Origin of the sequence: Pseudomonas sp. CIP-10 (genome assembly GCF_020911845.1) — a bacterium.
In the GTDB taxonomy this organism is placed as follows: Bacteria; Pseudomonadota; Gammaproteobacteria; order Pseudomonadales; family Pseudomonadaceae; genus Aquipseudomonas; species Aquipseudomonas alloputida.
In genome coordinates, this window is the sequence record NZ_CP087160.1 from 3,858,617 (window position 1) to 3,884,703 (window position 26,087).

At 63.2% G+C, this 26,087-nt stretch carries 19 protein-coding genes; 8 read left to right on the forward strand and 11 right to left on the reverse strand.

From position 1 onward, the window contains the following. The first annotated feature begins 15 nt into the window (after positions 1-15). The gene (locus LMH93_RS17470; protein ID WP_230064421.1) at positions 16-792 is read left to right on the forward strand and encodes a ParA family protein; all 777 of its coding nucleotides are present in this window, start codon (positions 16-18) and stop codon (positions 790-792) included. Positions 793-972: 180 nt separating this feature from the next. Further along, positions 973-2,310: an MFS transporter gene (locus tag LMH93_RS17475; RefSeq protein WP_003250478.1), complete on the forward strand. Its 1,338-nt coding sequence runs from the start codon at positions 973-975 to the stop codon at positions 2,308-2,310. Between the two features lie 32 nt (positions 2,311-2,342). On the opposite strand, the gene LMH93_RS17480 is transcribed toward LMH93_RS17475, so the two are convergent. Genes LMH93_RS17480 through LMH93_RS17490 form a run of 3 tightly spaced genes read right to left on the reverse strand, consistent with a single transcriptional unit; the run spans position 2,343 to position 7,966 of the window. Beyond that, positions 2,343-5,489 carry an efflux RND transporter permease subunit gene (locus LMH93_RS17480; protein WP_054888678.1) on the reverse strand — a complete coding sequence of 1,049 codons (3,147 nt, stop codon included), beginning with the start codon at positions 5,487-5,489 and terminating at the stop codon, positions 2,343-2,345. A 16-nt stretch (positions 5,490-5,505) separates the two neighbouring features. Continuing rightward, positions 5,506-6,720, reverse strand: coding sequence for an efflux RND transporter periplasmic adaptor subunit (locus LMH93_RS17485; protein ID WP_054888677.1), 1,215 nt, complete (start codon positions 6,718-6,720; stop codon positions 5,506-5,508). After that, on the reverse strand, positions 6,713-7,966 hold the full coding sequence (locus tag LMH93_RS17490) for a TolC family protein (RefSeq protein ID WP_003250472.1): 1,254 nt from the start codon (positions 7,964-7,966) through the stop codon (positions 6,713-6,715). Before LMH93_RS17490 ends, LMH93_RS17485 begins: the two co-directional genes overlap by 8 nt. Positions 7,967-8,228: 262 nt before the next feature. Here LMH93_RS17490 and aroQ point away from each other — a divergent pair, with 262 nt between their 5' ends. Next, positions 8,229-8,678: a type II 3-dehydroquinate dehydratase gene (gene aroQ / locus LMH93_RS17495; RefSeq protein WP_003250469.1), complete on the forward strand. Its 450-nt coding sequence runs from the start codon at positions 8,229-8,231 to the stop codon at positions 8,676-8,678. Next, positions 8,675-9,523, forward strand: coding sequence for a shikimate dehydrogenase (locus LMH93_RS17500; RefSeq protein WP_185280186.1), 849 nt, complete (start codon positions 8,675-8,677; stop codon positions 9,521-9,523). The genes aroQ and LMH93_RS17500 overlap by 4 nt, the downstream gene beginning before the upstream one ends. Positions 9,524-9,580: 57 nt before the next feature. Here LMH93_RS17500 and LMH93_RS17505 read toward each other — a convergent pair whose 3' ends face one another. Further along, positions 9,581-10,096: a thioredoxin family protein gene (locus tag LMH93_RS17505; RefSeq protein WP_003250466.1), complete on the reverse strand. Its 516-nt coding sequence runs from the start codon at positions 10,094-10,096 to the stop codon at positions 9,581-9,583. Positions 10,097-10,106: 10 nt separating this feature from the next. After that, entirely contained in the window at positions 10,107-10,382 is a 276-nt protein-coding gene (locus LMH93_RS17510; protein WP_004573749.1) for a DUF2790 domain-containing protein, read from the reverse strand. Positions 10,383-10,602: 220 nt separating this feature from the next. Here LMH93_RS17510 and LMH93_RS17515 point away from each other — a divergent pair, with 220 nt between their 5' ends. From LMH93_RS17515 to LMH93_RS17530, 4 genes are all read left to right on the forward strand, one after another. Next, the gene (locus LMH93_RS17515; protein WP_003250463.1) at positions 10,603-11,343 is read left to right on the forward strand and encodes a response regulator; all 741 of its coding nucleotides are present in this window, start codon (positions 10,603-10,605) and stop codon (positions 11,341-11,343) included. Further along, positions 11,340-12,626: a sensor histidine kinase gene (locus tag LMH93_RS17520; RefSeq protein ID WP_004573750.1), complete on the forward strand. Its 1,287-nt coding sequence runs from the start codon at positions 11,340-11,342 to the stop codon at positions 12,624-12,626. The genes LMH93_RS17515 and LMH93_RS17520 overlap by 4 nt, the downstream gene beginning before the upstream one ends. Positions 12,627-12,795: 169 nt before the next feature. After that, positions 12,796-13,413: a ferric reductase-like transmembrane domain-containing protein gene (locus tag LMH93_RS17525; protein ID WP_230064422.1), complete on the forward strand. Its 618-nt coding sequence runs from the start codon at positions 12,796-12,798 to the stop codon at positions 13,411-13,413. Between the two features lie 14 nt (positions 13,414-13,427). After that, entirely contained in the window at positions 13,428-13,916 is a 489-nt protein-coding gene (locus LMH93_RS17530; RefSeq protein WP_003250457.1) for an HvfX family Cu-binding RiPP maturation protein, read from the forward strand. A gap of 33 nt (positions 13,917-13,949) precedes the next feature. Here LMH93_RS17530 and LMH93_RS17535 read toward each other — a convergent pair whose 3' ends face one another. From LMH93_RS17535 to LMH93_RS17560, 6 genes are all read right to left on the reverse strand, one after another. Continuing rightward, positions 13,950-14,645, reverse strand: coding sequence for an HvfC family RiPP maturation protein (locus LMH93_RS17535; protein ID WP_230064423.1), 696 nt, complete (start codon positions 14,643-14,645; stop codon positions 13,950-13,952). Next, positions 14,638-15,471: an HvfB family MNIO-type RiPP peptide maturase gene (locus tag LMH93_RS17540; RefSeq protein ID WP_173880781.1), complete on the reverse strand. Its 834-nt coding sequence runs from the start codon at positions 15,469-15,471 to the stop codon at positions 14,638-14,640. The genes LMH93_RS17535 and LMH93_RS17540 overlap by 8 nt, the downstream gene beginning before the upstream one ends. Positions 15,472-15,545: 74 nt before the next feature. Further along, positions 15,546-16,037, reverse strand: a complete 492-nt coding sequence (locus LMH93_RS17545) for an HvfA family oxazolone/thioamide-modified RiPP metallophore (protein ID WP_003250451.1) — start codon at positions 16,035-16,037, stop codon at positions 15,546-15,548. Positions 16,038-16,211: 174 nt separating this feature from the next. Next, positions 16,212-16,772: a DUF4174 domain-containing protein gene (locus LMH93_RS17550; protein WP_016500470.1), complete on the reverse strand. Its 561-nt coding sequence runs from the start codon at positions 16,770-16,772 to the stop codon at positions 16,212-16,214. Positions 16,773-17,000: 228 nt separating this feature from the next. Continuing rightward, positions 17,001-21,491: an NEL-type E3 ubiquitin ligase domain-containing protein gene (locus LMH93_RS17555; RefSeq protein ID WP_230064424.1), complete on the reverse strand. Its 4,491-nt coding sequence runs from the start codon at positions 21,489-21,491 to the stop codon at positions 17,001-17,003. A 97-nt stretch (positions 21,492-21,588) separates the two neighbouring features. Beyond that, on the reverse strand, positions 21,589-26,010 hold the full coding sequence (locus tag LMH93_RS17560) for an NEL-type E3 ubiquitin ligase domain-containing protein (RefSeq protein WP_230064425.1): 4,422 nt from the start codon (positions 26,008-26,010) through the stop codon (positions 21,589-21,591). Between the last annotated feature and the right edge of the window lie 77 nt (positions 26,011-26,087).

The window sequence follows — 26,087 nt, forward strand, 5'->3', positions numbered from 1 at the left end:
ATGGATGAGCGTCTCATGCGTCGTGTGGTTTTCAATCAGAAAGGTGGCGTCGGCAAATCCAGCATTGCCTGCAACCTCGCCGCAGCCAGTGCCGCCGAGGGCTACCGGACCTTGCTGGTCGACCTCGACCCGCAGGCCAATGCCACCTTCTACCTCACCGGGCTGGTCAACGACGCCATTCCTGCCGGCATCGCCGACTTCTTCCGCCAGACCTTGTCGCCGGTTACCGCCGCCGGCAAGAAGCACCGCGTGGCCATCACCGAAACCCGCTACCGCAACCTGCACCTGGTCACCGCCAGCCCTGACCTCAGCGACCTGCAAAGCAAGCTGGAGAGCAAGTTCAAGATCAACAAACTGCGCAAGTTGCTGATAACGCTGAGCGAGGACTATGAGCGAATCTACATCGACACCCCACCCGCGCTGAACTTCTACACCTTCAGCGCGCTGGTGGCGGCCGAGCGTCTGTTGATTCCGTTCGACTGCGACAGTTTCTCGCGCCAGGCCCTGCACAGTGTCATGGCCGAGGTCGAAGAACTGCGCCAGGACCACAACCCCGCGCTGGTGGTGGAAGGTGTGGTGGTCAATCAGTTCGCCGGGCGCACGGCGCTGCACCAGACCTTGGTCGATCAACTGCGCAACGAAGGCATGCCGGTGCTGCCGGTGTACCTGAGCAGTTCGATCAAGATGCGCGAATCGCACCACGCCTCGGTGCCATTGGTGCATTTGGCGCCGCGGCATAAACTGGCCCTGGAATTCATCGATTTACTGGATGTGCTTGAGCGTGCGGCCTGACAGGCCGTTGGGGGTACTCCAGCTGTAACCTGCTGGACCGGTCGAATCAGGTATACCGAGGTCGCCCTCGACAAAGCGCGTTGCAGCGCTCGGCTATCTACTGGCAAGCACAATAACGATGGCGCGGCCCGACTGCGCCACTTTCAACATGGCTGCCAAAGGAAACCGGAGAGCACCCGCATGTCCGCACATCATGAGGTATCCCCCGCCACCCTGCGCAGGGTGATTGCCGCTTCGGCCATCGGCAATTTCGTCGAATGGTTCGACTTCGCCGTGTACGGCTTTCTCGCCACGCTGATCGCAAGCCAGTTCTTCGCCAGCGAAGACGCCAGCGTAGCCTTGCTCAAAACCTTCGCGGTGTTCGCCGTGGCCTTCGCCCTGCGTCCCTTGGGCGGCATCGTCTTCGGCGCCTTGGGCGACCGCCTGGGACGCAAGCGCATCCTGTCGCTGACCATCTTGCTGATGGCCGGCTCCACCACGTTGATCGGCCTGCTGCCGACCTACGCCAGTATCGGCCTGGCAGCCCCGGCGCTGCTGACCCTGGCCCGCTGCCTGCAGGGTTTTTCTGCCGGTGGCGAATATGCCGGGGCCTGCGCCTACCTGATGGAGCACGCGCCTGACAACAAGCGCGCCTTTTATGGCAGCTTCGTGCCTGTGTCGACCTTTTCCGCCTTTGCCTGTGCGGCGGTGATCGCGTATGGCCTGGAAGCCAGCCTGTCGACCGAGGCGATGAATGCCTGGGGTTGGCGCATTCCGTTCCTGATTGCAGCACCGCTGGGCCTGGTCGGCCTGTACCTGCGCTGGCGCATGGAAGAAACCCCGGCGTTCCGCGAAGCCGTCGCCCAGGGCAAGGAGCACGAGCATTCACCGCTGAAGGAAACCCTGCGCCACCATGGCCGGGTCATTCGCAACCTGGGGGCGTTCATTTCGCTGACCGCATTGTCGTTCTACATGTTCACCACCTACTTCGCCACCTACCTGCAACTGGTCGGCAACCTGACCCGCGCGCAGTCACTGCTGGTAACCACCGTGGCCCTGCTGTTCGCTGCGGTCGGCTGCCCGCTGGCCGGGGCATTTTCGGACCGGGTGGGGCGGCGCAAGACCATCGGCTTTACCTGCCTGTGGGTGATGCTGTGCGTGTTCCCGGCGTACTGGCTGGCCAGCTCTGGCTCGATGTCGGGTGCGCTGCTGGGGGTGATCCTGCTCGCGGTGGGGGCATTGTGCAGCGGCGTGGTTACCGCAGCCTTGCTCTCGGAAAGCTTCCCTACCCGTACCCGCTACACCGCTTCGGCAATTACCTACAACGTGGCCTACACGCTATTTGGCGGCACAGCGCCGCTGGTGGCAACCTGGCTCATCGGGCAGACCGGCAGCAGCCTGGCACCGGCGTTCTACCTGGTGGTGATTGCGCTGGTGGCGTTGGTGGGCGGGTTGGCGTTGCCGGAAACGTCGCGGATTTCTTTGCATGACGACCTGGGTGTGGACGGTGTACGGGCTGGTGCCCGAAGGGCCGTTTGAGGTTGTTGGGGCTGCCTTGCAGCCCCACGTACTCAGCCTTCCTGCTGCTCATCCCGCCGATACGCCCACTGATACAACGCCGGCAACACCAGCAACGTCAGCGCGGTAGAAGACAAGATCCCACCAATCACCACCGTCGCCAGTGGCCGCTGCACCTCTGCCCCGGTCCCGGTGGCCAAGGCCATCGGTATGAACCCCAGCGAGGCCACCAGCGCCGTCATCAGTACTGGCCGCAAGCGGGTCAGCGCCCCCTCCTCGACCGCCGCCCGCAGCGTGCGCCCTTCCTCGCGCAGCCCGCGGATAAAGGCAATCATCACCAGCCCGTTCAACACTGCCACTCCCGACAATGCAATGAACCCGACGCCGGCAGAAATAGACAGCGGAATATCACGCACCCACAGCGCCAGCACCCCGCCGGTCAGGGCAAAGGGGATGCCGGTGAACACCAGCAGGCCATCCCTGAGGTTGTTGAACATCATCAGCAACAGCGCCATGACCAGCAGCAAGGCCACCGGCACCACCACCTGCAAGCGCTCGGCTGCCGACTGCAACTGTTCGAACTGCCCTCCCCAACGCGTCCAGTAACCCGGTGGTACCTGCACCTGGTCGATCAGGGCCTGCTCAGCCTCTTGCACAAACGAGCCCAGGTCGCGTCCACGCACGTTGGCACTGACCACCACCACGCGCTTGCCATCCTCGCGGCTCACCTGATTCGGGCCCAGTTGCAGGTTCAGCGTGGCGACCTGCGACAGCGGGATGAAACCGATTTGCCCGGCCCCCTCAGCGGCACTGGCCGGAACCGGAATCAGCAGGCTGGCCAGCCCGTCGACATCGGTACGCAAGGTCTCCGACAGGCGCACGACCATGTCGAAGCGGCGGTCGCCTTCATACAGCGTACCGGCGGTGCGGCCGCCCACGGCAATGGCGATGGCATCCTGCACATCGCCCACATTCAGGCCATGACGTGCGGCCTTGTCACGGTCGATGTCGATGGTCAGTACCGGCAGGCCCGTCGTCTGCTCCACCTTCACCTCGGACGCGCCCGACACCCCTTGCAGGCTGGCAGCGATCTGTGCGGCAGTGCGGTTGAGCACCTCCATGTCGTCACCGAACAGCTTCACCGCCACATCACTGCGCACCCCGGAAATCAGCTCGTTGAACCGCAGCTGAATCGGCTGCGACAGCTCGTAGTTGCTGCCCGGCACACTGGCAGCGGCGCGTTGCACCTGGGCGATCAGTTCATCTCGCGGTTTGCCCGGGTCAACCCATTGTTCGCGCGGGCGCAGCATCACGTAGGCATCGGAAATGTTCGGCGGCATCGGGTCGGAGGCAATCTCGGCAGTGCCGGTGCGGGCAAACACCCGCTCCACCTCCGGCACCTGGGCGATGATCGCCTGCTCCAGGCGCTGTTGCATGTCCACCGACTGCGACAGGCTGGTGCCCGGCACGCGCAGGGCCTGCAGGGCAAAGTCACCCTCGCTGAGGCTGGGGATGAACTCGCTGCCCATGCGGCTGGCCATCACGCCCGACAACAGCACCAGGGCGGCGGCGGCGGCACATGCCAGTTTGCGCCGGCCCAGCACCCAGGCCAGCACCGGGGCATAACGCTGCCGTGCCGTACGCATCACCAGGCCTTCCTCTTCCTTGACCTTGCCGGTGACGAACAGGGCAATGGCTGCCGGAACGAACGTGACCGAAAGGATCATCGCGCCCAACAGGGCCATGACCACGGTAAAGGCCATAGGGTGGAACATCTTGCCCTCGACCCCGGTCAGGGCAAAGATCGGCAGGTACACCACCATGATGATCAACTGCCCATAGATCAGCGGCCGGCGTGCTTCGCGGGCAGCGGCAAACACCTCATGGAACCGTTCGCCGCGGGTCAGCATGCGACCGTGGCGCTGCTGGGCATGGGCCAGGCGACGGATGGCGTTTTCCACGATCACCACCGCGCCGTCGACGATGATGCCGAAGTCCAGCGCGCCCAGGCTCATCAGGTTGGCACTGACCTTGTTGCTGAACATGCCGGTAAAGGTGAACAGCATCGAAAGCGGGATAACCATGGCCGTGATCAGCGCAGCACGAATGTTGCCGAGGAACAGGAACAGCACGGCAATCACCAGGATCGCGCCTTCGATCAGGTTCTTCTTCACCGTGGCGATGGCTTTCTCCACCAGGTTGGTGCGGTCGTACACCGTCACGGCGACTACGCCCTTGGGCAGGTTGCGATTGATCTCGACCAATTTTGCAGCGACCGCCTGCGACACCGTGCGGCTGTTCTCGCCAATCAGCATGAACACCGTGCCCAGCACCACTTCCCGACCGTTTTCGGTGGCTGCCCCCGAGCGCAGCTCTTCGCCAAGGCCAACCTGGGCGACATGGCTGACGCGGATCGGCGTGCCGTCGACGCTGGAGATAACGATGTTGGCAATGTCTTCGGCCGAGGCCACCTGGCCCGGCGCGCGAATCAGCAACTGCTCGCCATTGCGCTCGATATAGCCAGCGCCAATGTTGGCGTTATTGCGCTCCAGCGCTGCAATCAGGTCGTTGAGGGTGAGCTTGTAGGCCGCCAGGCGCTTGGGCTCTGGTGCAATCAGGTATTGCTTGGCATGGCCGCCGATACTGTTGACCTCGGCCACACCCGGTACATTGCGCAGCTGCGGCTTGATGATCCAGTCCTGAATCACCCGCAGGTCAGTTGGGGTGTAAGGTGTACCGTCTTCCTTGAGCGCCCCCTCCTGGGCTTCCACCGTCCACAGGAAAATTTCCCCCAGCCCGGTGGAGATCGGCCCCATGCCCGCCTCGATGCCCTCAGGCAATTGCTCGCGGGCCACCTGCAGGCGCTCGTTGACCAGTTGGCGGGCGAAGAAGATATCGGTGCCATCATCGAAAATGACCGTGACTTGCGACAGGCCCGAGCGTGACAGCGAGCGGGTCTGCTTGAGCCCTGGCAGGCCAGCCATCGCGGTCTCGATGGCAAAGGTGATGCGCTGCTCGGTCTCCAGCGGCGAATAGCCGGGGGCGGCGGTGTTGATCTGCACCTGGACGTTAGTGATGTCCGGCACAGCATCGATTGGCAGTTTCTGGTAGCTGTGGATACCCACCGCGGCCATCAGGACCACGGCCAGCATCACCACCAGGCGCTGCTCGATGGCAAATTGAATCAAGCGTTCGAACATGCAGGTGTCCCCGTGATCAGTGGCTGTGCTCGGCCGAGCCCTTGCCCAGTTCCGACTTGAGGACAAAGCTGCCGGCGGCCGCAACCTGAGTACCGGCGGCCAGGCCGCTGGTAATTTCCACCTGGCCAGCATCGCGACGGCCAGTCTTCACCGGGCGCGCCTCGAAGCCTTCCTCCGTGCGGGCGAACACCACGGTCTGCGCCTCCCAGGTTTGCAGGGCGCTTTCCGGCACCGCCACGGCGGCATCGAAGCGGTCGACGCTGACAGCCACATTGACGAACAGCCCGGGGCGCCAGGCGCCATTGGGGTTGGCCAGTGTGGCACGCACAGTGGCGGCACGGTTCTGCTCGCCGAGCAGGCTGCCGACGTAGTTGACCTTGCCCAGAACCTGGGCGCCCAGGTCCGGCGCACTGACCGTGACTTCACGGCCGGTCACCACCTTGCCCAGGTCACGAGGGGCCACGGCGAAGGTGGCCCACACCCGGCTCAGGTCGGACAGGGTGAACGCGTTGCTGGTCTCGTCGACCACCTCGCCCACAGTCAGGTGCTTCTCCACGACGACCGCATCGAAGGGGGCGCGCAGTTCATAGCGGTTGCCGGCACCGGCCGGCCCCACCGCTGCGACCTTCTGCCGAGCATTGGCCAGGGCGATCTCGGCCTCCTGCAGCGCCTGACGTGCCTGCAGGTAATCCTGCTCGGCGCTGATTCGCTCCTGCCACAGCTGTTGTTCCCGTTGAAAGGTCAACCGCGCCAGTTCCAGGCGACGTTGAGCGGCCTGCTGCTCACTGCGCAGGTCGGAGATCTGCTGGCTGGCAATCACCGCCAGTACCTGGCCGCGCTTGACCGCCTGGCCCAGCTCGGCGTGCACCGCTTCGACCACACCCGGCACGCGGGGAACCACATGTGCGGTACGGTCCTCGTCAAAGCGGATCTCACCCGGGAAGCTGATGGCGGTGCCCAGCTCACGGGGGCCTGCGGCAGCCAGTTGTATGCCAGCCGATTCGATCTGCGCGATAGACAGGTGCAGCTGGCCTTCTTCTTCGCCGTGCTCCTTCTCTGCATGGCCTTCGACGGCCTGCGCTGCAGCATGGCCGTGGCTGTCTTCACCATGGTCGTCATGGGGGGCTTGAGCCTTGGACGCCTGGCCGAGGTTGCCGGTCCAGGCCAGGCCCGTGAGGCCAAGCGCAGCAATGGCGGCAGCCAGAAGGGCTAGCTTGCGTGGGTTAGTCATTGTTGCTCCTGCTATTGGGTTTGTTGCTCACGCCATCGAGATCGCCGTAGATGCGCTCCACTTGTGCACGCGCGTCGGTCGCCGAGGCCAGCGCCTCGAGGTACAGCCCGCGAGCCTCGATCAGCGTGCGCTGGGCGTCGAGTACATCGAGGAAAGCGAACTTGCCCATTTCAAAACCGCGGGTGGCGGTGTCCACGGCCTGCTGCGCAGCAGGCAGGATGGTGCGGTCATAGGCTTCAACGTCCTGCATCGCCGTCTCCCACTGGCTGATGGCACTACGGGTTTCACTGCGCAGACGCAGCGCCACGGCATTGCGCAGGTCACGCGCCTGGTCGGCGCGGCGCGCAGCTGCCAGAACATTGCCTTGGTTGCGGTCGAACAGCGGCAACGGCATGGACAGGCCAACCACGTTCACTCGCTCCCGGTCTTCGCGGCTGTACTGGCTGCCAAGGCTGACGGTGAGGTTGGGGATACGCTGGGCTTTTTCCGCCCCCAGGGAGGCGTCGCCGCGCTCGACCTGGGCAGCGGCCAGGCGCCATTCGGCAGTCTTTTCGACCTGGTCAAGCAAGGTGTCGGCACCCGGCGCAATGCCTGGCGAAAGGTTGGCTGCCTGCAACCGGTCGAAGCTTGCCAGCGGGCTGCCCGTCAACCGGGCCAAGGCCTGGTAGGCCACGCTGCGCTGGGTTTTCGCGCGGCGCACTTCGGCCTGGGCCTGGGCCAGTTGCACCTGGGCACGGGTGGCCTCCACCGGTGATGACTGGCCTGCCGTAACCCGCCCTTGCACCACCCGCAGACCTCGTTCAGTCAACGCCTGCGACTGCTGAGCCAACTCCAGCGCGGTCTGTGCACGCAAGGCAGCGTGGAAAGCCTGCACCACATCGGCCCGCAGGGCGTTGCGCTGGCGCTCCAGGTCAAGCTGGGCAATGGCCTGGCCGGCACCCGCCACGGCGAGACGTGCGCCGCGCTTCCCGCCCAGCTCCAGCGGCTGGCTGAGGGTGACGGTGGTGGTGCTGGTGTCGCGGCGGGTGTCCTCGACCTCCCAGGCCAGCTCCGGGTTGGGGAGCAGCCCGGCCTGGCGCCGTTCGCCATCGGCAATGCCAATTTCACGGCCGGCTGCAGCCAGCTCCGGGTTCTGGGCGAAAGCGGCGGTAAGCGCCTGGGGCAGGCTCAGCACCTGGCTGGCCTGGGCGCCGGTGGCACTGGCCAGCAGCAGACAGAGCAAGGCGATCTTGCGGGGGATGGGCACGAAACAGTCCTCTGGGCGAAGCATTGGCGAGGGACTGTAGAAAGGGCTGGTTATCGGGGCGGTGGCGGCAAGATTACAATTTTGTAATGACGCCCTGCGGTTCGTTGCAGGGGCAGCTTTGCACGGCTGGGTACAGGGCATTCAACGCCCAATAAGTTCGATAATCGCCCACTTTCCCGGTGCGACGATCTTGGCCAATTGACGAAACTAACCAGTCAGTACAAAACTACGTGCATTCAACAACAACAAAGCGATGCCCGTCATGAAGCCCCTTATTCTCGTGCTCAACGGCCCCAACCTGAACATGCTGGGCACCCGCGAGCCTGCCCAGTACGGCCACGAAACCCTCGCTGACCTGGCTCAGGGATGTGCCGACACTGCCCACGCCCACGGCCTGGAAATCGAATTCCGCCAGACCAACCACGAAGGTGAACTGATCGACTGGATCCACGCCGCCCGTGGCCGCTGCGCCGGCATCGTGATCAACCCCGGCGCCTGGACGCACACCTCGGTCGCCATCCGCGATGCCCTGGTGGCCAGCGAACTGCCGGTGATCGAGGTGCACCTGTCCAATGTGCACAAACGCGAGCCGTTCCGTCACTTGTCGTTCGTATCGTCCATCGCCGTCGGTGTCATCTGCGGCCTGGGCAGCCACGGCTACCGCATGGCGCTGAGCCACTTCGCCGAGCTGTTGCAGGAGCGTGCGGCATGAGCCAGCAAGCCATCCTCGCCGGCCTGATCGGCCGCGGCATCCAACTGTCACGTACGCCGGCCCTGCACGAACACGAAGGCGACGCCCAGGCCCTGCGCTACTTGTACCGGCTGATCGACGCCGACCAGCTGCAACTGGAGGACAGTGCCCTGCCCGGCCTGCTCGAAGCCGCGCAACATACCGGTTTCACCGGGCTGAACATTACGTACCCGTTCAAGCAGGCGATCCTGCCGTTGCTCGACGAACTGTCCGACGAGGCCCGCGGTATCGGCGCGGTAAATACCGTGGTGCTCAAGGACGGCAAGCGCGTCGGCCACAACACCGATTGCCTGGGCTTTGCCGAAGGCTTGCGCCGCGGCCTGCCCGACGTTGCACGGCGCCAGGTGGTGCAGATGGGGGCCGGTGGCGCTGGCTCGGCCGTGGCCCATGCCCTGCTGGGTGAAGGGGTAGAGCGGCTGGTGCTGTTCGAAGTGGATGCGACCCGTGCGCAGGCGCTGGTGGACAACCTGAACGCCCATTTCGGCGCGGAGCGCGCCGTGCTTGGCACCGACCTGGCCACAGCACTGGCCGAAGCGGACGGGCTGGTCAACACCACGCCGGTGGGCATGGCCAAGCTACCGGGCACGCCACTGCCGGTGGCGTTGCTGCATCCCCGCCTGTGGGTGGCAGAGATCATCTACTTCCCGCTGGAGACCGAACTGCTGCGCGCGGCCCGGGCACTGGGCTGCCGCACACTGGATGGCAGCTACATGGCGGTGTTCCAGGCGGTGAAGGCATTCGAGCTGTTCAGCGGGCGGCAGGCGGATGCGGCGCGGATGCAGGCGCACTTTGCCAGTTTTACCTGAGTAGGTCGCCGTTGGCTTCTTCGCGGGTTCACCCGCGAAGCAGCCAACAAAGGCCAATCACCCTTTTTCATCCAGCAACGCCTGTATCACCTGTTCCTGCTCGCCATAATCCCCCTCGCCAACGTGCACATGGCGCACCTGCCCCTTGCGGTCGACAAAGTAATGCGCCGGCCAGAACTGGTTGCCCCAGGCATTCCACACCTTGTAGTCATTATCTACCGCCACCGGATACCCGATACCCAACCGGGCTACCTTGTCCCGCAAAGTCGCCACATCATGCTCGTAGTCGAACTCGGGCGTGTGTACCCCCACCACCACCAGTCCTTGATCGGCATAGCGCCGCGCCCAATCATTCACATGCGGCAGGCTGCGCCGACAGTTGATGCAGTCCCAGGTCCAGAAGTCCACCAGCACCACCTTGCCCTTGAGCCCCGGGGCATCCACGGGCGGCGAATTCAACCACTGGCTGGCGCCTGACAGCGACGGCATGGCGCCGTAGCTGTCGCGTGCCTTCAGGTGCCCAGCCAACCCAAGCCCCATCAGCGCCAGCGCAAAACCACCTGCCTTGAGCATCCGGCGCCGATCAATTGTCATGGCAACCGCCCGTGGCGTAGGTGCGGTACTGCACGCTTTGCCGCTGGCCATGGGAGTCAAGGTAGTCCATTCGGGTGTTCACCAGGCCGCAGGCGTTGCTCTGATCGTCCTGCACCGACAGCACTTTCTTCACATCCAGAGGCTCACCGTAGCGGTACTGCATGACCCCGCCATCCTGCATCGGGGCCGTGGCGGCCTGGGCAGCGATGGCGCCGAAGCTGAGCACGGCGAACAGGCTGGCGCTGGCGATAGTCTTGACGTTCATGGCATCTCTCCTGGGTAACACGTGGGGGTGGGGAGTGTTGCTCCCCGGTCGAGAGCCATTTCACGTCAGCCAGGTATCCCGCATGTGTCTCCCAGCGTTGTGATATGCGTCCTGCTGTATCCCTACCCGTGCCAGATACACTGCAATACAAACTCCCGCAGTCAAGGGCGAACGCGCTCGGTACACTGCGCCCAACCCCCTTTGCACAGGAACCCAGCGCATGGAACACGTCGATCACATCCTGATCGTCGACGACGACCGCGAGATCCGCGAACTGGTCGGCAATTACCTGAAGAAGAACGGCCTGCGCACCAGCATCGTTGCCGACGGCCGGCAGATGCGCGCCTTTCTCGAAGCCAACAGCGTCGACCTGATCGTGCTCGACATCATGATGCCTGGCGACGACGGCCTGCTGTTGTGCCGCGAGCTGCGCGCCGGCAAGCACCGCAATACGCCGGTGCTGATGCTGACCGCCCGCAATGACGAAACCGACCGCATCATCGGCCTGGAAATGGGCGCCGACGATTACCTGACCAAACCGTTCTCGGCCCGCGAACTGCTCGCCCGCATCAACGCCGTGCTGCGCCGCACACGCATGCTGCCGCCCAACCTGACCATCAGTGAAAGCAGCCGCCTGCTGGGGTTCGGTCAGTGGCGTCTGGACACCACCGCGCGCCACCTGCTCGACAGCGAAGGCACCCTGGTGGCCCTGAGTGGCGCCGAGTACCGCCTGCTGCGGGTGTTCCTCGACCACCCGCAGCGGGTGCTCAGCCGCGAACAGCTGCTTAACCTGACCCAGGGCCGCGAAGCCGACATCTTCGACCGCTCCATCGACTTGCTGGTCAGCCGCCTGCGCCAGCGCCTGGGTGACGATGCCCGCGAGCCCAGCTGCATCAAGACCGTGCGCAGCGAGGGCTACGTGTTTTCGCTGCCGGTGCAATTGCTCGAGTCCCCCTCATGAAATGGCCGCGCACCCTGGCCTCGCGCCTGGCGATGATCTTCTTCACCGGCCTGGTGTTGGCTTATGGTCTGTCGTTCGGCCTGCAGGCCTACGAGCGCTACATCAGCAGCCGTTCGATGATGCTCAGCAACCTCGAACAGGACGTGGCGACTTCGGTTGCCATCCTCGATCGCCTGCCTGCAGCCGAGCGTGCCGCCTGGCTGCCGCGCCTGGAACGGCGCACCTACCGCTATCGCCTCGACCAGGGCCTGGCAGGCGAAGCGATGGCCAGCAGTGACCCACCGATGGCCGCCGCGTCGATCGTCAAGGCCATTGGCAGCGACTACCGCCTGACCTTCCTGGAAATCCCGGGGCCCAATGCGCACTTCCAGGCGCACCTGAACCTGGCCGACGGCGCGCCACTGACCATCGACGTGACGCCAGCAACAGTCCCGGTAGCCCGTTGGTTGCCCGTGGTGCTGCTGATTCAGCTGGCTGTGCTGTTGCTGTGTACCTGGCTGGCGGTACGCCTGGCCATCGGCCCGCTAACCCGTCTGGCCCAGGCAGTGGACAACCTCGACCCGGACCAGCCCGGCGTGCAACTGGATGAAAGCGGCCCACGCGAGGTGCGTTACGCTGCCGTGGCCTTCAACGCCCTGCAGGCGCGCATTGCTGCCCACCTCAAGGAACGCATGCAGTTGCTGGCAGCCATTTCCCACGACCTGCAAACACCGATCACTCGCATGAAGTTGCGGGTCGAAGTGATGGATGAGGGGGTCGAAAAGGACAAGTTCGGGAGCGACCTGGATGAAATGGAACACCTGGTGCGCGAAGGCGTGGCTTACGCCCGCAGCATGGACAGCAGCACCGAAGCGACCTGCCGGGTCAACCTTGATGCCTTTCTCGACAGCCTGGTATTCGACTACCAGGACAGCGGCGCCCAGGTTGAACGCCACGGCAGCAGCGGGACTCTGCTGGAAACCCGCCCGCATGCGCTGCGCCGGGTACTGGTGAACCTGGTCGACAACGCCCTGAAGTTTGCAGGTGCTGCCGAGCTGCAAGTGTCACGCGAGGGCAGTACCACCATCATCCGCGTGCTCGACAACGGGCCAGGGATACCCGGTGACGAGCTGGATGAAGTGCTCAAGCCGTTCTACCGGGTGGAAGGTTCACGCAATCGCAGCACGGGTGGCACCGGCTTGGGATTGGCCATTGCCCACCAGCTGATCCAGGCCATGGGGGGCCGGCTGACCCTGAGCAACCGCGAACAGGGCGGATTGTGCGCGCAGATCGAACTCTCCTGAAGTGCATCTGCGATCGTTGGCAGGAACGGCCTTGGATCTCGATCGGGCCGTTCCTGTAAACCGCGCGGTCGCCTCTACATACAGATACACAACTGCATCCCCCTGACACACTGCAGATACCCCGCCTCGAGACACTCCCGGTCACACAACCACACCCCGGGAGTCCCTGATGAAAGCCCTCACCTTGCCCTCCGGCTGGAAGCTGTTCGCCGCCCTCGCCGGCCTGACCTTGGCGATGACTGCCGTAGTCCTGGCCAGCCAACCTGACCCGGACGGCTTGCGCAGTGCCATTCGTGCCACCGCACGCAGCTCGTTCGCACTGTTCCTGCTGGCGTTCCTGGCCTCGTCGCTGGTGACCTTGCTGCCTGGCACATCAAGCCGCCGCATCCTTCAGGAGCGACGCTACCTGGGGTTGGCATTCGCGTTCTCCCACACCGTGCACGGCGTGCTGATTTATCGCTACGCCCAGCAATTTCCCGAGCTGTTCTGGGCCGGCCGCACACTCACTTCCAGCCTGCCCGGCACAGTCGGCTACCTGTTCATGCTGCTGCTCACCGCCACCTCGTTCAAGCCCCCCATGCGGCTGTTGGGCGGCCGTGCCTGGCAAGCGCTGCACAGCAGCGGCATGTGGGTACTGGCTGCCGTGTTCTGCCTGTCGTTCTACAAACGCATCCCCATGGGCGGGTGGTACCCGCTGGCGTTCGCCCTGATGTTCAGCGCCATCGCCGTCAAGCTCACCGCCAAAGTGGCCCGTAAACAACGCCGCAGCACCCGCGCCCTTGCCTGAAGAGAGCACCGCAAATGACGACCTTGACCCGTACCCTGACCACCGTTGATCGCCTCGGCAGCTGGAGTGCCGACGTGCCATTACGGGTATTTTTGGCCTGGGAGTTTTTCGAATCCGGCCTGGAGAAATTCAACGGCAGCAACTGGTTCGCCGACCTGCAGTCCAACTTCCCGTTCCCCTTCAACCTGCTGCCCGCGGAGCTGAACTGGCAGCTGTCGATGTGGGCCGAGTTGGTGCTGCCGTTGCTGCTGCTGTTGGGCCTGGGTACCCGGCTGGCATCGTTGGGTTTGATGGTGGTCACCGTTGTAGCGATAGCGGCAGTGCACTGGCCGGCGCACTGGTCGGGCCTGGCGGAGCTGGCCCAAGGCTATACCATTACCGACCAGGGCTTCGGCAATTACAAATTGCCATTGATCTACCTGGTGGCGTTGCTACCCCTGCTGCTCAAGGGCGCCGGGCGCCTTAGCCTGGATCATTGGCTTGGCATGCGGTTCGGCAGATGAGGATCGGGGGCTGCTGCGCAGCCCCCAGTGCCTTCAAACTGTTCCGACAATGACGCCCTGCTCGCGCAATGCCTCCAACAATGCCAACCCTTGCTGCACATCCCCGCCCAATACCTGCAGCCGCTCTCTTCCAGTCCCCTGCTCCACCAGCAACCGATACGCCATAGGTGCCAACCGGGCAAAACGCACCTGCAACCGGGCATCGCGATAAACCAGCAGCAAGCTCGGCGATGCTGGGGCAGCCGTTGGCTGGTAGTCCACGCCAATGCTTTCTACCGGCCAACGATAGGCCAGCACCCGCGCCACACAAGACAACAAAGGCGCTCCAGCCAGCAGGTCACCACCCGGGTCATGCGCCGGGTCCTCGGCATCGCTCAGGTACAGTTGCGCCTCGACCCACTCATAGTGCGCCAGCTCCAGCTGCCAAGGGGTGTCCAGCGCCACACGTTGCAAGTAGTCGACGAACGTCTCGGCAATTTCGGTAAACAACGGCGTCTGGCAACGGTAACTGGCGTAGAAATCACGTACTCGGGCATGCCAGCGCTGCTCGCCCAACGCCTGGCGCATGACCGGGAAGCTGCCAGCCAGCAACCCTTCGATGGCGCCATAGAACAACTCACGGTAAACCTTCAGGCGGCGGGCCTCGACGCCGGGCGGCGGGGCATGGCGCTGTGGGTCGCGTAGGTGACGGGCCAAGGCATACTGCTGCGCACGCAGGGTCTCATTCATCTGCTTGCCCTCCGGCAGCGCATTGCACAGCACGCATACGCGCCGTCTCGGCCAACAGTTCGGCCAAGGGCGGGTAGTTGAAATCACGTTCAAGCACCGTCGGCTTTACGCCAAAGCGCACGCAAGCGCTGGCGTACAGCGTCCAGACATCCTCCTTCACGGCCGCCCCGTGGGTATCCACTTTGAGGTCAGGCGCTTCATCGTAATGCCCGGCAACGTGCATCCCGGTCACGCGCGCCGGGGGCAAGCCTGCAAGGAATTGCTGGGCGTCGTAGCCATGGTTGCAGGCGTTGACATAGACATTGTTGACGTCCAGCAGCAGGTCACAATCCGCTTCTTCGAGCACCGCCTGGATGAAGTCGAGTTCGCTCATCGCCTGATACGGCGCGGCGTAGTAGCTGATGTTCTCCACGGCAATGCGCCGCTCCAGCTGCTCCTGAGCCTGGCGTATGCGCGCGGCCACATGGCGTACGGCTTCATCGGTGAACGGGATGGGCATCAGGTCGTACAGGTGCCCGTCATCACTGCAGTAGCTCAGGTGCTCGCTGTACAGTCGCACCTGGTATCGCTCGAGAAACTGCCGGGTCTGCTCAAGGAAATGGCGGTCCAGCGGGGCACTGCCACCCAGCGATAAAGACAACCCATGACAGGTGACAGCAAAGCGCTCCGCCAACTGGGCCAAGCCCTTGCCATAGGCGCCGCCCACGGCAATCCAGTTTTCCGGCGCACACTCGAGAAAGTCCACTGCATCCGCCTCCATGGCCAGCAGTTCCGGCAACAGGCCGCGACGCAAGCCTAGCCCGATGTTCAACATCGCAGGAAACATAAAAGTTCTCCAACAAGCACAACGCCCCACCTGGCCAGCAGGAGGAGCGTTGTGGCGTTTCATGGGGTAGAACGTCAGGGCTTGCCGGTCAGGTGGCTGAACAAGCCATCAGGCATGGCTTTGCCATTGGCCTGGTAAATCGCCTTGAGGTGATCGGCCGCTTCCTGCTCGGAGATGAAACCGTCATGGTTGCGGTCGATCGTGTCGAAATCACGGGCACGGTCCTTGGCCACCGCCAGAAACTCATCGCGCGAGACCTTGCCATCGTGATTGCTGTCGGTTTTGGCGAACGAGGCGTCACCGCACTTGCCTTCACCACACTTGCCCTCAGCCCCAGCCTTGGCGCCGGCGCCGCACTTACCCTCACCGCACTTGCCTTCGCTTTGGGAAGCCTTGCCGCTCCCCCCGCACTTGCCCTCACCACACTTGCCCTCGCCGGCCACTTTGGCCGAGGCCAGTTGGTAACCTTGAGCCAGCGGCTCGACGGCGAACGCACTGTTGCTCAATGCCATGCTGCCGATCAGTGCGGCGCCGAGCAGGCCGAGGGTGTTTTTTGCTTGAGTCATGATGCAGCTCCACTGGGGTTGGAAAGTGGAGCCATTAGGCCGTTGCGGTTTGTCGTGGATGTATCGTGCCAGGCGCACTTTTGTATGGCAGTAGGTCTGCAGCACAGGCAGATACAGTGCGATACACACCACTAAGCAACGGGCCCCAAGTTGCCTCGGGGCCATCAGGCGTGATCAGTCTTCCAGCGGCTTGGGCGGGGCCGCTGGCTTGGCGGGCTTGGCTGGCTTGGCTGGCTTGCTGTCCTTGTCCTTGGCTTGCGGGGCCGCCGCTACGGGCTCGGGCGCCGCCACCGCCTTTTCGCTGGCAGGCAGTTCATCGACCGCTTTGAGGATCACCTGTGGGTCGATGGCCTCGCCGGTGTCGTCGTCCTTGAGCATGTGCCGCTCACCATCCTTGCCCACCAGGATCACCTTGGTACCCTTGCTCGCACCCAGCTTCAGTTCCCGAATCAGGGCCATTGTGGTCTGCTGCTCGAGGTTCTTGTCCTCTCGCTTGCCCATCATGTTGGCGACGCTGTACAGGACAAGGTTGCGCTCCTTGAACGCTGCCTGGGTGGCCGGGTCCTCGAGCGCTTTGTTCAGCCCTCGCAACGTTGGGTCGGCACTGCTGGGAGCGATAACCACCAATGGTCTGGCCTTGCCCAGTTCCTTGGCTAGAGGCGCATCACTGTCTGCGGCAAACAGGGGGCCGGCAACAGCAAGCAAGGTTGCGAGGGTCAGTGACCGGACAAGCATGCGTATCTCCTTATTGTCTCGATAAACCAATGACTACAGATCACGGAGAAAAATCCGACAGGGAGCCTAAACCACTTCATTCCAGAACGGGGTGCGCAAAAGTAACTGTCGATTTCCGAGCCACCTGAAGCCAAGACTACGGCGCTGGTACAAACCACATTCAGCTTGACTGAGCATAGCCCAAAGCCGCTTTGGCAGGGCCGGGCAAGCCCTTACCCTGAGCGCATGTCAACGTACATCGATCGAGGGCCCCTTGGGTCCCATTTCCATCGCTTGAATCGTCATATCCAGCATCAGTCCTCTGCGTGCAGCGCGCTGAGCATCACGAATGGCATCCGCCTGGTCGATCCTGGCCCCTTCGCTCAGCGCTTCGTCGTCAAGCACGGTTTCAAGCTGCCTTCTGAACGGCAGGTCGACCGCAGCGAATCGCTCAGGATGGGAACGCTCCAGGTGCGCCTGCCAAAATTCACGGTCAACCATGGAGCGGGCAATCTCTTCCGGTGTCTCTGCATCCCGCACCGCAGCCTCTGCCTCTGCAAGGTCCGCCTCCAGGACGCCAGAGATCGCAAGAAAGCTCATTTCTCCCACCTGCAATGGCAGGTCGAGACGCTCCCTCAGCCCGATCCTGAAAGCCAACCCCACCTCGCTTCCTTCCAGCGTCCTGCCATGCTGTAGCGCCCATCGGGTAGCGAACATGTCGACTGCATCCTGGCGCCATAAACGTCTGCCCAGGTCTAGCAAAGCGCGTTCGCTTTCTCCCTGAGCCGCGTGCTCAACCTGCCAAACCAGCAAATTCAGTTCAAGGTTGCTCAAGCACCAGGTTGCACCGTCCTGGCACCCCCACTCATCATTGGCCACTGACAGCAAGTTCTGCCGCAGCTCTGGCGTAATGGCCATCGCTTGCAATACCGCCATTACCCGATTGCCCAGTGCACGCGCGTTGACACGAAAGTCTTCGGACAGCAACAACTGGCGAAGCACACGGAAAAAACGCTCGGCGTCCTGCCCTGCATCCAGCGAGTCCCAGGCAGCAAGCATCAAGCCGCGATGCTCCGGGGCCACGGCATCCCCCCAGACTTCACGCGCGTGCTGCAGGCGCAGAAGCACTTGCTCCTCGTCGAGGGCCGGATCGACGCTGCTCAACGAAGCCTGCAAGCGTAACGTCTGGGCCTCGCCCAAGGGGTTCGCATTCAAGCGAAACCGCCGCCGATGCCACACGGGCAACTGGTAGAAACCCTCTGGAATGTGCCTGATCCGGTTATCCCGCAAGTCAACGGATACCAACTGAGCGTTGTCGAACACGCCCAGTGGAAACTGCGAGATCTGTGTGTCGCGCAAGTTCAGCCAACGCAACTCAGCCAAACCCGCCAACGTGAACCGGCTCCCCAGGGGGTTGTGGGACAGGTCGAGAGACTGCAGGCTCGTGCAACTGGCCAATGTGGCGGTTTGTGCAGTGTTCAGAACGATCCGGTTGTTGGTCAGGCTCAGATGCCGCAACTGCGGTATCTGCAGCAACGGCTGCGGAAGGCGCGTCAACAGGTTCCCTCCCAGATCGAGGGTTTGCAGGTTAGGGAAAGCCAGCAATAGGCTGCTGGGCACCTCCAGAAGGTCAAGGTGCAGCAGCGACAGGCTGGTCACACCTCTGAAGCTGACCTGTGGGGGTATGTTGGGCAAGCCGCTCGATCTGAAATTGCAGAACATGACGTGGAGGTTTTCCTGTGCATTGATCTGCAGTTCCCCCACGCCCACCGACCGCCGCCAACAATTGAACAACGTCTGGCGTAAAGCCTCTCGATCTTCCCTGACATCGCCCTGCCCTCGTGCCACCCAGGTATTCAGTGTGATGCGCAGGATGGCGAACTCATTGCGAAGGTCAGTCAGTACGTGTTCAATCTGCTGCCCTGAACGCCTGGCGTCATCGGCGAAGGTCTCGACCTGCTCATCACTCAACCACGGAAAGAGATCGCGCAGCGTTGCCCTCAGGGCACTCCCCCTTGATGCGAACCCACCTACTCCGCCACCACCCAGTGGGTAGCCAATACGTCCATCGGCCAAGCGCATGGGCCCTCGGACAGCACCTGGGCGTACCGCGCCAAGCAAACGACTGATCTCATCACGATGGCGTGCCGCTTCGCGCGCCAGTATCACCCTGAGGTTGTGCGTAAATGGATCGCCGATCCCCATCGCCGCCCTCTGCGCTTCGGTATAGGCTGGCGCCATGACGTCAAACAACTCACCTGCCTCACCCAGCGCCGTGCCCTGGCTGCCATGCAGTTGAAACGTACCGTTCACGTGCACCAGATCGAACGCCCGCTGCCCTTGCTCGGTCTTCGCCAGCATCGGCCCGCCCAGGCAACCTTCGTACAGGCGCCAGCACACACCTTCACCTCCGGGTAGATACCGCAACAAGCCCAAGGCCACCCGTGCCAGGTCTGCATGCTGCGGGGTATCAAGGTACAACGCTTCAAATACCCGAGCCTGGCGGGTAGCCAGCACACTGCCCCTTGCCGCTTCGGCGAGCCCCAGTGCAACCCTGCCGCTGGACAGCAGCCGCGTGCGATCAATGCTGCTGGCGGCCTGTACCAGTGCTTGCGCAGTGCGCGCGCTCAGCCCCGGGAACACCCGGCGCAACGCCGCGCTGCCAGCGGTGTCGCTGGGCTGCAAGGCTTCGAAAAGGTGCTGCAGCAGTGTTCGGCGCTGTGTCCATGCCAACGCGGCCAGTGCCTGATCTGTCAGGCCACTCGCGCCTGGCAGGCGCCGAGCGTGATCGAGCACTGTTGTATCTGCTACCGGCTCGCCGCTGCGCAGACGGCCAATCATGCTGCGGATGCGTTGATCAAGCCTGACCCGCTCCACACTGTCGATCATCCCGGGGCTCGGTGCCTGGGCGTGTACATGCAGGCCACGCAGGTCGTCGCCATCAAGGCCATGGAACAGCAGAACCTCATCGATCTGTTCGTCATTCAGCCTATTGAAGGGTTCGCCCAAACGCCGGAACATGCGGTATTTATCGGTCCACCGAGCCGGTTGCTCGCTCCACAAACGCCAGGCACCTGCGCCATTGTGGCGCAGCAACGGCCCGTGGCCGTCGACCGGATACAACTGCCATTGATCATCACCCGCCTCTGCCACGCGATAGTGATGCCCGTCCATTTCGATCCAGGCCCGCCCGTCCTGACGCCGAATACCCAAGGCATCCCGGCTCGAGGCCGCAACGGGGGCCTGGCTTTGAAACAGGGTCAAGTCGTGTTGCCAAAGTTTCTCAGTGCCGTCCTCCAGCCGGGCCGGCACCATGGCATCGACCTTCGCAGAGCGTGCCCAAACCCGTCGAGCGACACCCACCCCGGCTACCGTGGTCGCCAGCACGGCAAGGTCTGTCGCCACGTGGGTCAAATGGTCGAGCGCCTCCTGACGATCGCCTTGCTGCCAGGCCTCGGCGCCATGGTAGACCTCACCCAGTAGTTCGTAGGCCGTCACGGCCAGCAGCGCCAGGCCAAGCCCAGGCAGAAAGAAACTGGCCAGGTTGAGCAGCGCCCATCCTTCGGCTGCAAGGCGCAGGTCATGCTGGCGCTGAACCTCACGATCCAGCCTGGCCACAGGCACTGCGATCATCGCCGCATCGTCCTTGATCTGGTGGATACGTGCCTGTGCCAGGCTGATGAACAACGGCTGCGGGTAAGCCTGCAAGCGCGGTTCGAGATCGCGAAAAGCCCAGCCCGGCAGGCCATCGAAGCGCTCCGCGACCTGGGCGAAAAAAGCCTGGCTGTCGCGCCGCAGCACGAAGCGGCTGAAAAAACGCTGGTAAGCCTTGTCTCGCAAGCGACGGCCCAGTTCGCGGTTCAGTTTGTCGAGGCTCTCGAACGCGCGCCAGGGCGAAAAAGGGTCTCCAGGCACGTAAAGCAACACCCGACGCGTCGTGTTGAACAAAACGCCCTGCTCAACCACTACGAACACGGTCACCTGCTCAATCTGGCAACCCAGCAATTTCAGTTGCCTGGCCTGCACAAGGTCGCCCGCCAAGCGCGGCAGCTCACCCTTCTCGCACACAGCCACCATCACATTGAGTTCGCTGGCATCCAGCGTTCCCTCTTGCCTGGCTTTGTAGGCGTCCACAAGCATGGTGTAGCGCGTGGCATCTACAAGCTGCGATACCAGGCGCTCGGCACTGCCAGTGGGCGTGAGGATGGCATCCAGATGACGTTGATAGCGCTCACCCAGGTCCAGCTCACGACACAGTCCGGCAAACTCGATGCTCGTAGGGGGTTTGACCGTGCCGTGGCGTGGAAGCAGCAGGCGGTTACCGCGCGGCTGGCCACCTTCCTGCGCCTGCGCGTCCGTGAAGTTGCGCAATGCCACTTCGAGCAGCGGCTTTTCTTCATAGACCACGGTAGTCAGGTGCGCGCCCACCGGCTGACTGTTGATCACAGCTTCCCGGCGGCCCTCCAGGAACCTGAGCACGTGCGGGTTACGGCCAAGCCCGTAACGCTCGTCGAGGGCCTTTCCCAGGGCTGATGCGACGAAACTGTCGAGGCCTTCGATGCCTCGCAGCACCGTGTTCACTTGCTCACAGCAGCGAAGGCTGTTTGACAATGCCCTGCCGATCTCAGGCAGTTGCTCAGCGGGTGCATGACGCAACCAGGGTGGCAGGCGCCTGCCGATGATGCCGTCCTGGAACGCGTCGATGGCGGCCTGCGCATCTGACGGCAAAGTGGTGTCCATAGCGGGGGCCTCTTCATGAAAAGAGGCCAGACTAAGTTGCCTGCTCCCCGCCAGGCGCTATATAGCTAATGCCTGCGTTCAGACAACCGCCAACCCGCTAGCTGAGCGGACGCTGCACCGTGTTCCGGTCCAGCGCCTCCAGCGTCAACTGCAGCAACACCGCATGCTCGCGTTGCTGATTGCGGATCTGCAGCCGCGCGATTTCCTCGTCCCGATTCCCCAGCGCCATCAGCCGTTCCAGCTCAGCGTGCATGGATTGGGGCACTTGCAAGCGAACCGCGCAGGCCTTGCGCAAGTAATCCTGCCAGAACCACTGGCGTGACAGGTAATCAGCAATGCCCTCCCGGGTCTGTCGCGCCAGAACCCTTTCACGGGCCAGAAGAAGGTCCTGGCTACTCAAGGCAGGGATACCTGCATAGAGCATTTCATCGGGTTGGCCAGGCAAGTCCAGAGACTTGCGCAAGCCGATTCGATAGGCCAAGGCGAATTCGATCGATTCAGCGCTCGCCCCCACCCGATGAGCATGTTCAGCGGCAATTTGCTCAAGCACCGCCAACCGCCACATCCGGGCACCGAGCTTCAGCAAGGCCCGTTCAGGCCGGGCAGATCCGCTGTGCCTCGTGCGCCATATCATCACTCGCAGTTCCAGGTTGGCGAAACGCGCGGTGGCGTTATCCTGGCAACCGGTCGCCGCAGCGTGCTCGAACAGCTCCTGCCTGAGGGCATCATGCTCAGACATCGCCTGGAACATGTCGAACATGCGGGCCGCGAGCGCGGATGCAGTCGATGAGAAACTGAAGGCGCCCGATTCTGTCAGCATCGACAGGGTATTGAAGAACGCTTCCGATTGCTCCTCGGCCTCCAGATAGGCCCACAGTGCAGCCATTTCATCTCGACGTTCGACAGGCAGCGCATCCAGAATGCGCAACCGGTAAGGCACGCGACTGGCCTCAAGCAAATGCCAGTTTGATAACCCATCCTGCGCGCCCCCCAACCGATTGCCGGAAAGCTCGACCCTGCCCAAGCGCCACAGCTGCGACTGATGAAAACCCTCGGGCAGTTCAGAAATACGGTTGTCGCTGAGGTTCAGGGTGTGCAGTTCTGGCGCGTCCATCAGCCCGTAGGGGCACTCGGGCAACTGGGTGTTCGACAGGTAGAGGGCATTCAGCTCGGTCATTGCCTGGACGGAAAATGCCCTGCGCAACGGGTTGTCCGAAAGGTTCAGGTACACCAGGGATCGGCAATCTGCCAGGACCAACGCCTGGCCTTGGTCGAGGGCGATCTGGTTACCAGACAAGTCGAGCACCTCCAGCTTCTGGACAAGCATCAGAGGCAATGGCAAACGCCGGAGTCGGCAATGGGTGATTTCCAGGTTGCGCAAGTTGGGAAACGCCCGCAGAAACTCATCCGGAACGTGCTCCACGCGCATGGCGCGCAAGGCCAGGATCGAAACGTGGGGAAAGCCCACTTGCGCGGGCAGGGCCGGCAGGTGGCCCAAGCGGCTGATGGTCTGGGTCAGCATGAAGCGCCCATCGTCCAGTGCCGCTTGCCCTTGCAGTTCCGGCACAAGACAGCGCCAGCAGTTGATCAACCCCTTTCTGAATTCACGCCGGGCGGCCAGTTCTGGTGACAGCAAGGCACTGCGTGCCCACTGGGTCAAGTGCCTCTTGAGCACCCCGTATTGCTGTTCCAGCCTATGTAACCTGGCCTGCGCGTCGCCTGATGCGAGCCAGTGCCCGATCTGCTCGTCACTGAAAGCTGGGTACAGATCACGCAGCCGAGCCTGAAGCGCCCTGGGCCTGTTCCGCCCCAGCGCCCCCCAGAACCTGCCGCCCGCCAAAGGGTAGCCAACCCTGCCATCCGCCAGACGTTGCGGCGGGAGAAACGAGCCGGTCGGCTGTTCCAACCTGAGCAGACTCACCACGGTCTGGCGTTGCTCGATAGCAACGTCGGTCAGCGCCTGGCGCAGCGCAGGCACAAACGACCGGCCTTGGCCGATGGCCACTTGCGATGCGTCGTCATAGGCTGCGGCCAAGGTCTCGAACAACTCCCCCCTCTCACCGGCAACCGTGTGCGTTCGGGTACGCAGGCGGAACAGCCCATGATGATGAAGCAAGTCAAACGTCTGCCCCGATCCCTCGACCGTCAATAACGGCTCGCTGGCATCACCGTCGTACAATCGCCACCCGGGCCCGCCAGCCCCCGGCACATGCACCAGCAGATTAAGTACCACACGCGCCAGGTCGAGGTTTTGCGGCGTATCGATGCTCAGCGCCTCATACACCCGCGCCATTCGAATTCGCGCAACCTGCAACCTTGCTGCCTCGGCCATCGGCAACGGCACGCGCCCCGTCTCACGCAAAAGCTGCAGGTCATCCTCGCTGGCATCGCGTAGCACCTCATCCGCAGCCAGGCGGTGCAGGCTGGCAAAATTCTGCCGTAAGAGACGGCCCGTTTCCGTGTCGGGATTCTGCTCTTCGTACACCGCCTGCAGCAGTGCTCGTCGCCCGGCCCAAGCCACATCGGCCAACGCTGCTCCGTCCTTGCCGGCGGCCTGTGGAAGGCGCATGACCTGCTCCAGCAGTAGCGGGTCTGCCGTTACCCCTCCCTCGCGCAAGTGGTTGATCAACGTCCCAATCCTGCCGGCGAGCCGCACGCGTGCGACGGTGTCGACCAGCGCTGCTTCCGGCGCAAGGCCATACACATGCCATGCCCGAAGGTGCTGATCATCGAGGCCATGGATCGCCAGCGACTGGTCGATCTGCGCATCGTCAAGGTCGCTGAATGGCCCGCCCAGGCGGCGGAACAACTGGCGTGTGTCGCCCCACTCGGCGGGCTGTTCGCACCACAGCCGCCACGCGCCGGCCCCATTGTGACGGAGCGGCGGCGCATAGCCCTGGTAAGGGAGCAATTGCCACTGTTCATCATCATTGTGCCAGGTCACCTCATACCAGTGGCCGTCCATGCTGATCCAGCGGCGCTCGCCAACACGGTGCACACCCTCCATGTCCAGCACCGCCGTGTCTGAAGGGCTTTCGCAGCGATAGGGGCTGAGGTCTGCGTTCCACAGCTTTTCCTCACCGTTTTCCAGCTGCGCCGGTACCAGGTTGTCCACCACACTCCAGGCGCGTCGGGCCATGGCGACTACGGCAACGGTTGCCCCGACAGCCAGCAGTCCTTTGCCAACCTTCAGCAGGTGCGCCAGTGCCGCATTGCGCTCGTTTTCCTGCCAGTCCCCTACAGCCTGGAACGCCTGCTCAAGCAGTTCCCAGGCCATCACCCCCAACAACACCGCGCCGATGCCCGGAACGAAAAACCCTGCAACACCCAACAGGGTCCAGCCTTCAGCACGCAAACGGCGGGCGTGTTCGGCCTGGACCTCGCGATCAAGCAAGGCCACGGGCGGGGCGATGACCGCAGCATCGTCCTTGATCTGCGCAATCCAGTCGTCAGCAAGGTGTTCGAACAATGGCAGGCGATAGGCAAAGGTGTGCTCATCGAGGTCGCGGGTTGCCCAGCCGGGCACGTCATCGAGGCGCTCACTGACGGCCGAGAAGAATCGCTGGCTATCGCGTCGGCGCACGAAGCGGTTGAAGAAGCGCCGGTAGTCATCTTCGCGCAGGCGTTTGCCAAGCACCCGGCGGGCATAATCTTCCAGGTCGCTGCGCACGCTCCAGGGGCCGTGCGGGTCAACCGGTACATAGACCAACACGCGCTTGCTGGTGTTGAACAACAAGCCCGCGTCGATCACGTCCAGCACGACGATCTGCTGCAAGCGGCAACCGAACACCGCCAACTGCCGCACGCGAACCGAGGCGCCTTCGAGCTTGCCGAGCGTGTCCTTGGTGCAGAGCGCCACCACCCACTGCAGTTCGTCTGCGCTCAATACGCCCTGCGCCCTGGCCTGCAGGGCATCCACCAGCATGCTGTAGCGTTGCCGTCGCGTCAGCAATCCCCTGACTTCGGGCTGAAGTACCGAATCCAGATGCGCCTGGTATTTCTGCCCAAGATCCAGCGCTCGACACAGCCTGGCGAAGCTCGGTGCAGACAGCTCACTACGCCTTGCGCCGCGCACATCGACCAGGCAATTACCCTGTGGCTGGTCGCGCTGCTGTTCTGCGGTGAAATTGCTCAAAGCGGCCTCGAGCAGAGGGATGTCGTAGTAATCGCTGCCGACAACCGGAAGCCGACTGGTTACATAATGGATCGTGGGCGAGGTAAAGGTGTACCACTGGCGAAAGGACAGGCGATCGACGTCAAGGTCGCCGTGGGCACCGAGCGCTTGCTGCAGCAAGGGCTGGGTAAATGCATTCAGGTTGCGTAGCCGCGCCAGCGATGACACCAAGCCTGCGCGGCAGGCCAGCAGTTCAGGCAGCGCCTCGCTCAGCAAGGTGAATTCGGCCATGCTCAGCCGCTTCATCCAGGCCGGCAGCCGCTGTGCAATGTAGTGGTCCTGGCATGCTTGGGCCATGGCAAGGGTATCGACCGCAGCCGATGGTTGACGGCTATTGTTCTGCATCTCTGCCTCCGCGACGACATGGAGGGCCGAGTCTGAAGACTGTAGCGTCAGGCTGACGCCTAGCTATCTACCACCTG

Bases quoted from the DNA above. Each gene is read 5' to 3' on its own strand.
- LMH93_RS17470 (WP_230064421.1), top strand. From the start codon at position 16: ATGCGTCGTGTGGTTTTCAATCAGAAAGGTGGCGTCGGCAAATCCAGC.
- LMH93_RS17475 (WP_003250478.1), top strand. From the start codon at position 973: ATGTCCGCACATCATGAGGTATCCCCCGCCACCCTGCGCAGGGTGATT.
- LMH93_RS17480 (WP_054888678.1), bottom strand. From the start codon at position 5,489: ATGTTCGAACGCTTGATTCAATTTGCCATCGAGCAGCGCCTGGTGGTG.
- LMH93_RS17485 (WP_054888677.1), bottom strand. From the start codon at position 6,720: ATGACTAACCCACGCAAGCTAGCCCTTCTGGCTGCCGCCATTGCTGCG.
- aroQ (WP_003250469.1), top strand. From the start codon at position 8,229: ATGAAGCCCCTTATTCTCGTGCTCAACGGCCCCAACCTGAACATGCTG.
- LMH93_RS17500 (WP_185280186.1), top strand. From the start codon at position 8,675: ATGAGCCAGCAAGCCATCCTCGCCGGCCTGATCGGCCGCGGCATCCAA.
- LMH93_RS17505 (WP_003250466.1), bottom strand. From the start codon at position 10,096: ATGCTCAAGGCAGGTGGTTTTGCGCTGGCGCTGATGGGGCTTGGGTTG.
- LMH93_RS17510 (WP_004573749.1), bottom strand. From the start codon at position 10,382: ATGAACGTCAAGACTATCGCCAGCGCCAGCCTGTTCGCCGTGCTCAGC.
- LMH93_RS17515 (WP_003250463.1), top strand. From the start codon at position 10,603: ATGGAACACGTCGATCACATCCTGATCGTCGACGACGACCGCGAGATC.
- LMH93_RS17520 (WP_004573750.1), top strand. From the start codon at position 11,340: ATGAAATGGCCGCGCACCCTGGCCTCGCGCCTGGCGATGATCTTCTTC.
- LMH93_RS17525 (WP_230064422.1), top strand. From the start codon at position 12,796: ATGAAAGCCCTCACCTTGCCCTCCGGCTGGAAGCTGTTCGCCGCCCTC.
- LMH93_RS17530 (WP_003250457.1), top strand. From the start codon at position 13,428: ATGACGACCTTGACCCGTACCCTGACCACCGTTGATCGCCTCGGCAGC.
- LMH93_RS17535 (WP_230064423.1), bottom strand. From the start codon at position 14,645: ATGAATGAGACCCTGCGTGCGCAGCAGTATGCCTTGGCCCGTCACCTA.
- LMH93_RS17540 (WP_173880781.1), bottom strand. From the start codon at position 15,471: ATGTTTCCTGCGATGTTGAACATCGGGCTAGGCTTGCGTCGCGGCCTG.
- LMH93_RS17545 (WP_003250451.1), bottom strand. From the start codon at position 16,037: ATGACTCAAGCAAAAAACACCCTCGGCCTGCTCGGCGCCGCACTGATC.
- LMH93_RS17550 (WP_016500470.1), bottom strand. From the start codon at position 16,772: ATGCTTGTCCGGTCACTGACCCTCGCAACCTTGCTTGCTGTTGCCGGC.
- LMH93_RS17555 (WP_230064424.1), bottom strand. From the start codon at position 21,491: ATGGACACCACTTTGCCGTCAGATGCGCAGGCCGCCATCGACGCGTTC.
- LMH93_RS17560 (WP_230064425.1), bottom strand. From the start codon at position 26,010: ATGCAGAACAATAGCCGTCAACCATCGGCTGCGGTCGATACCCTTGCC.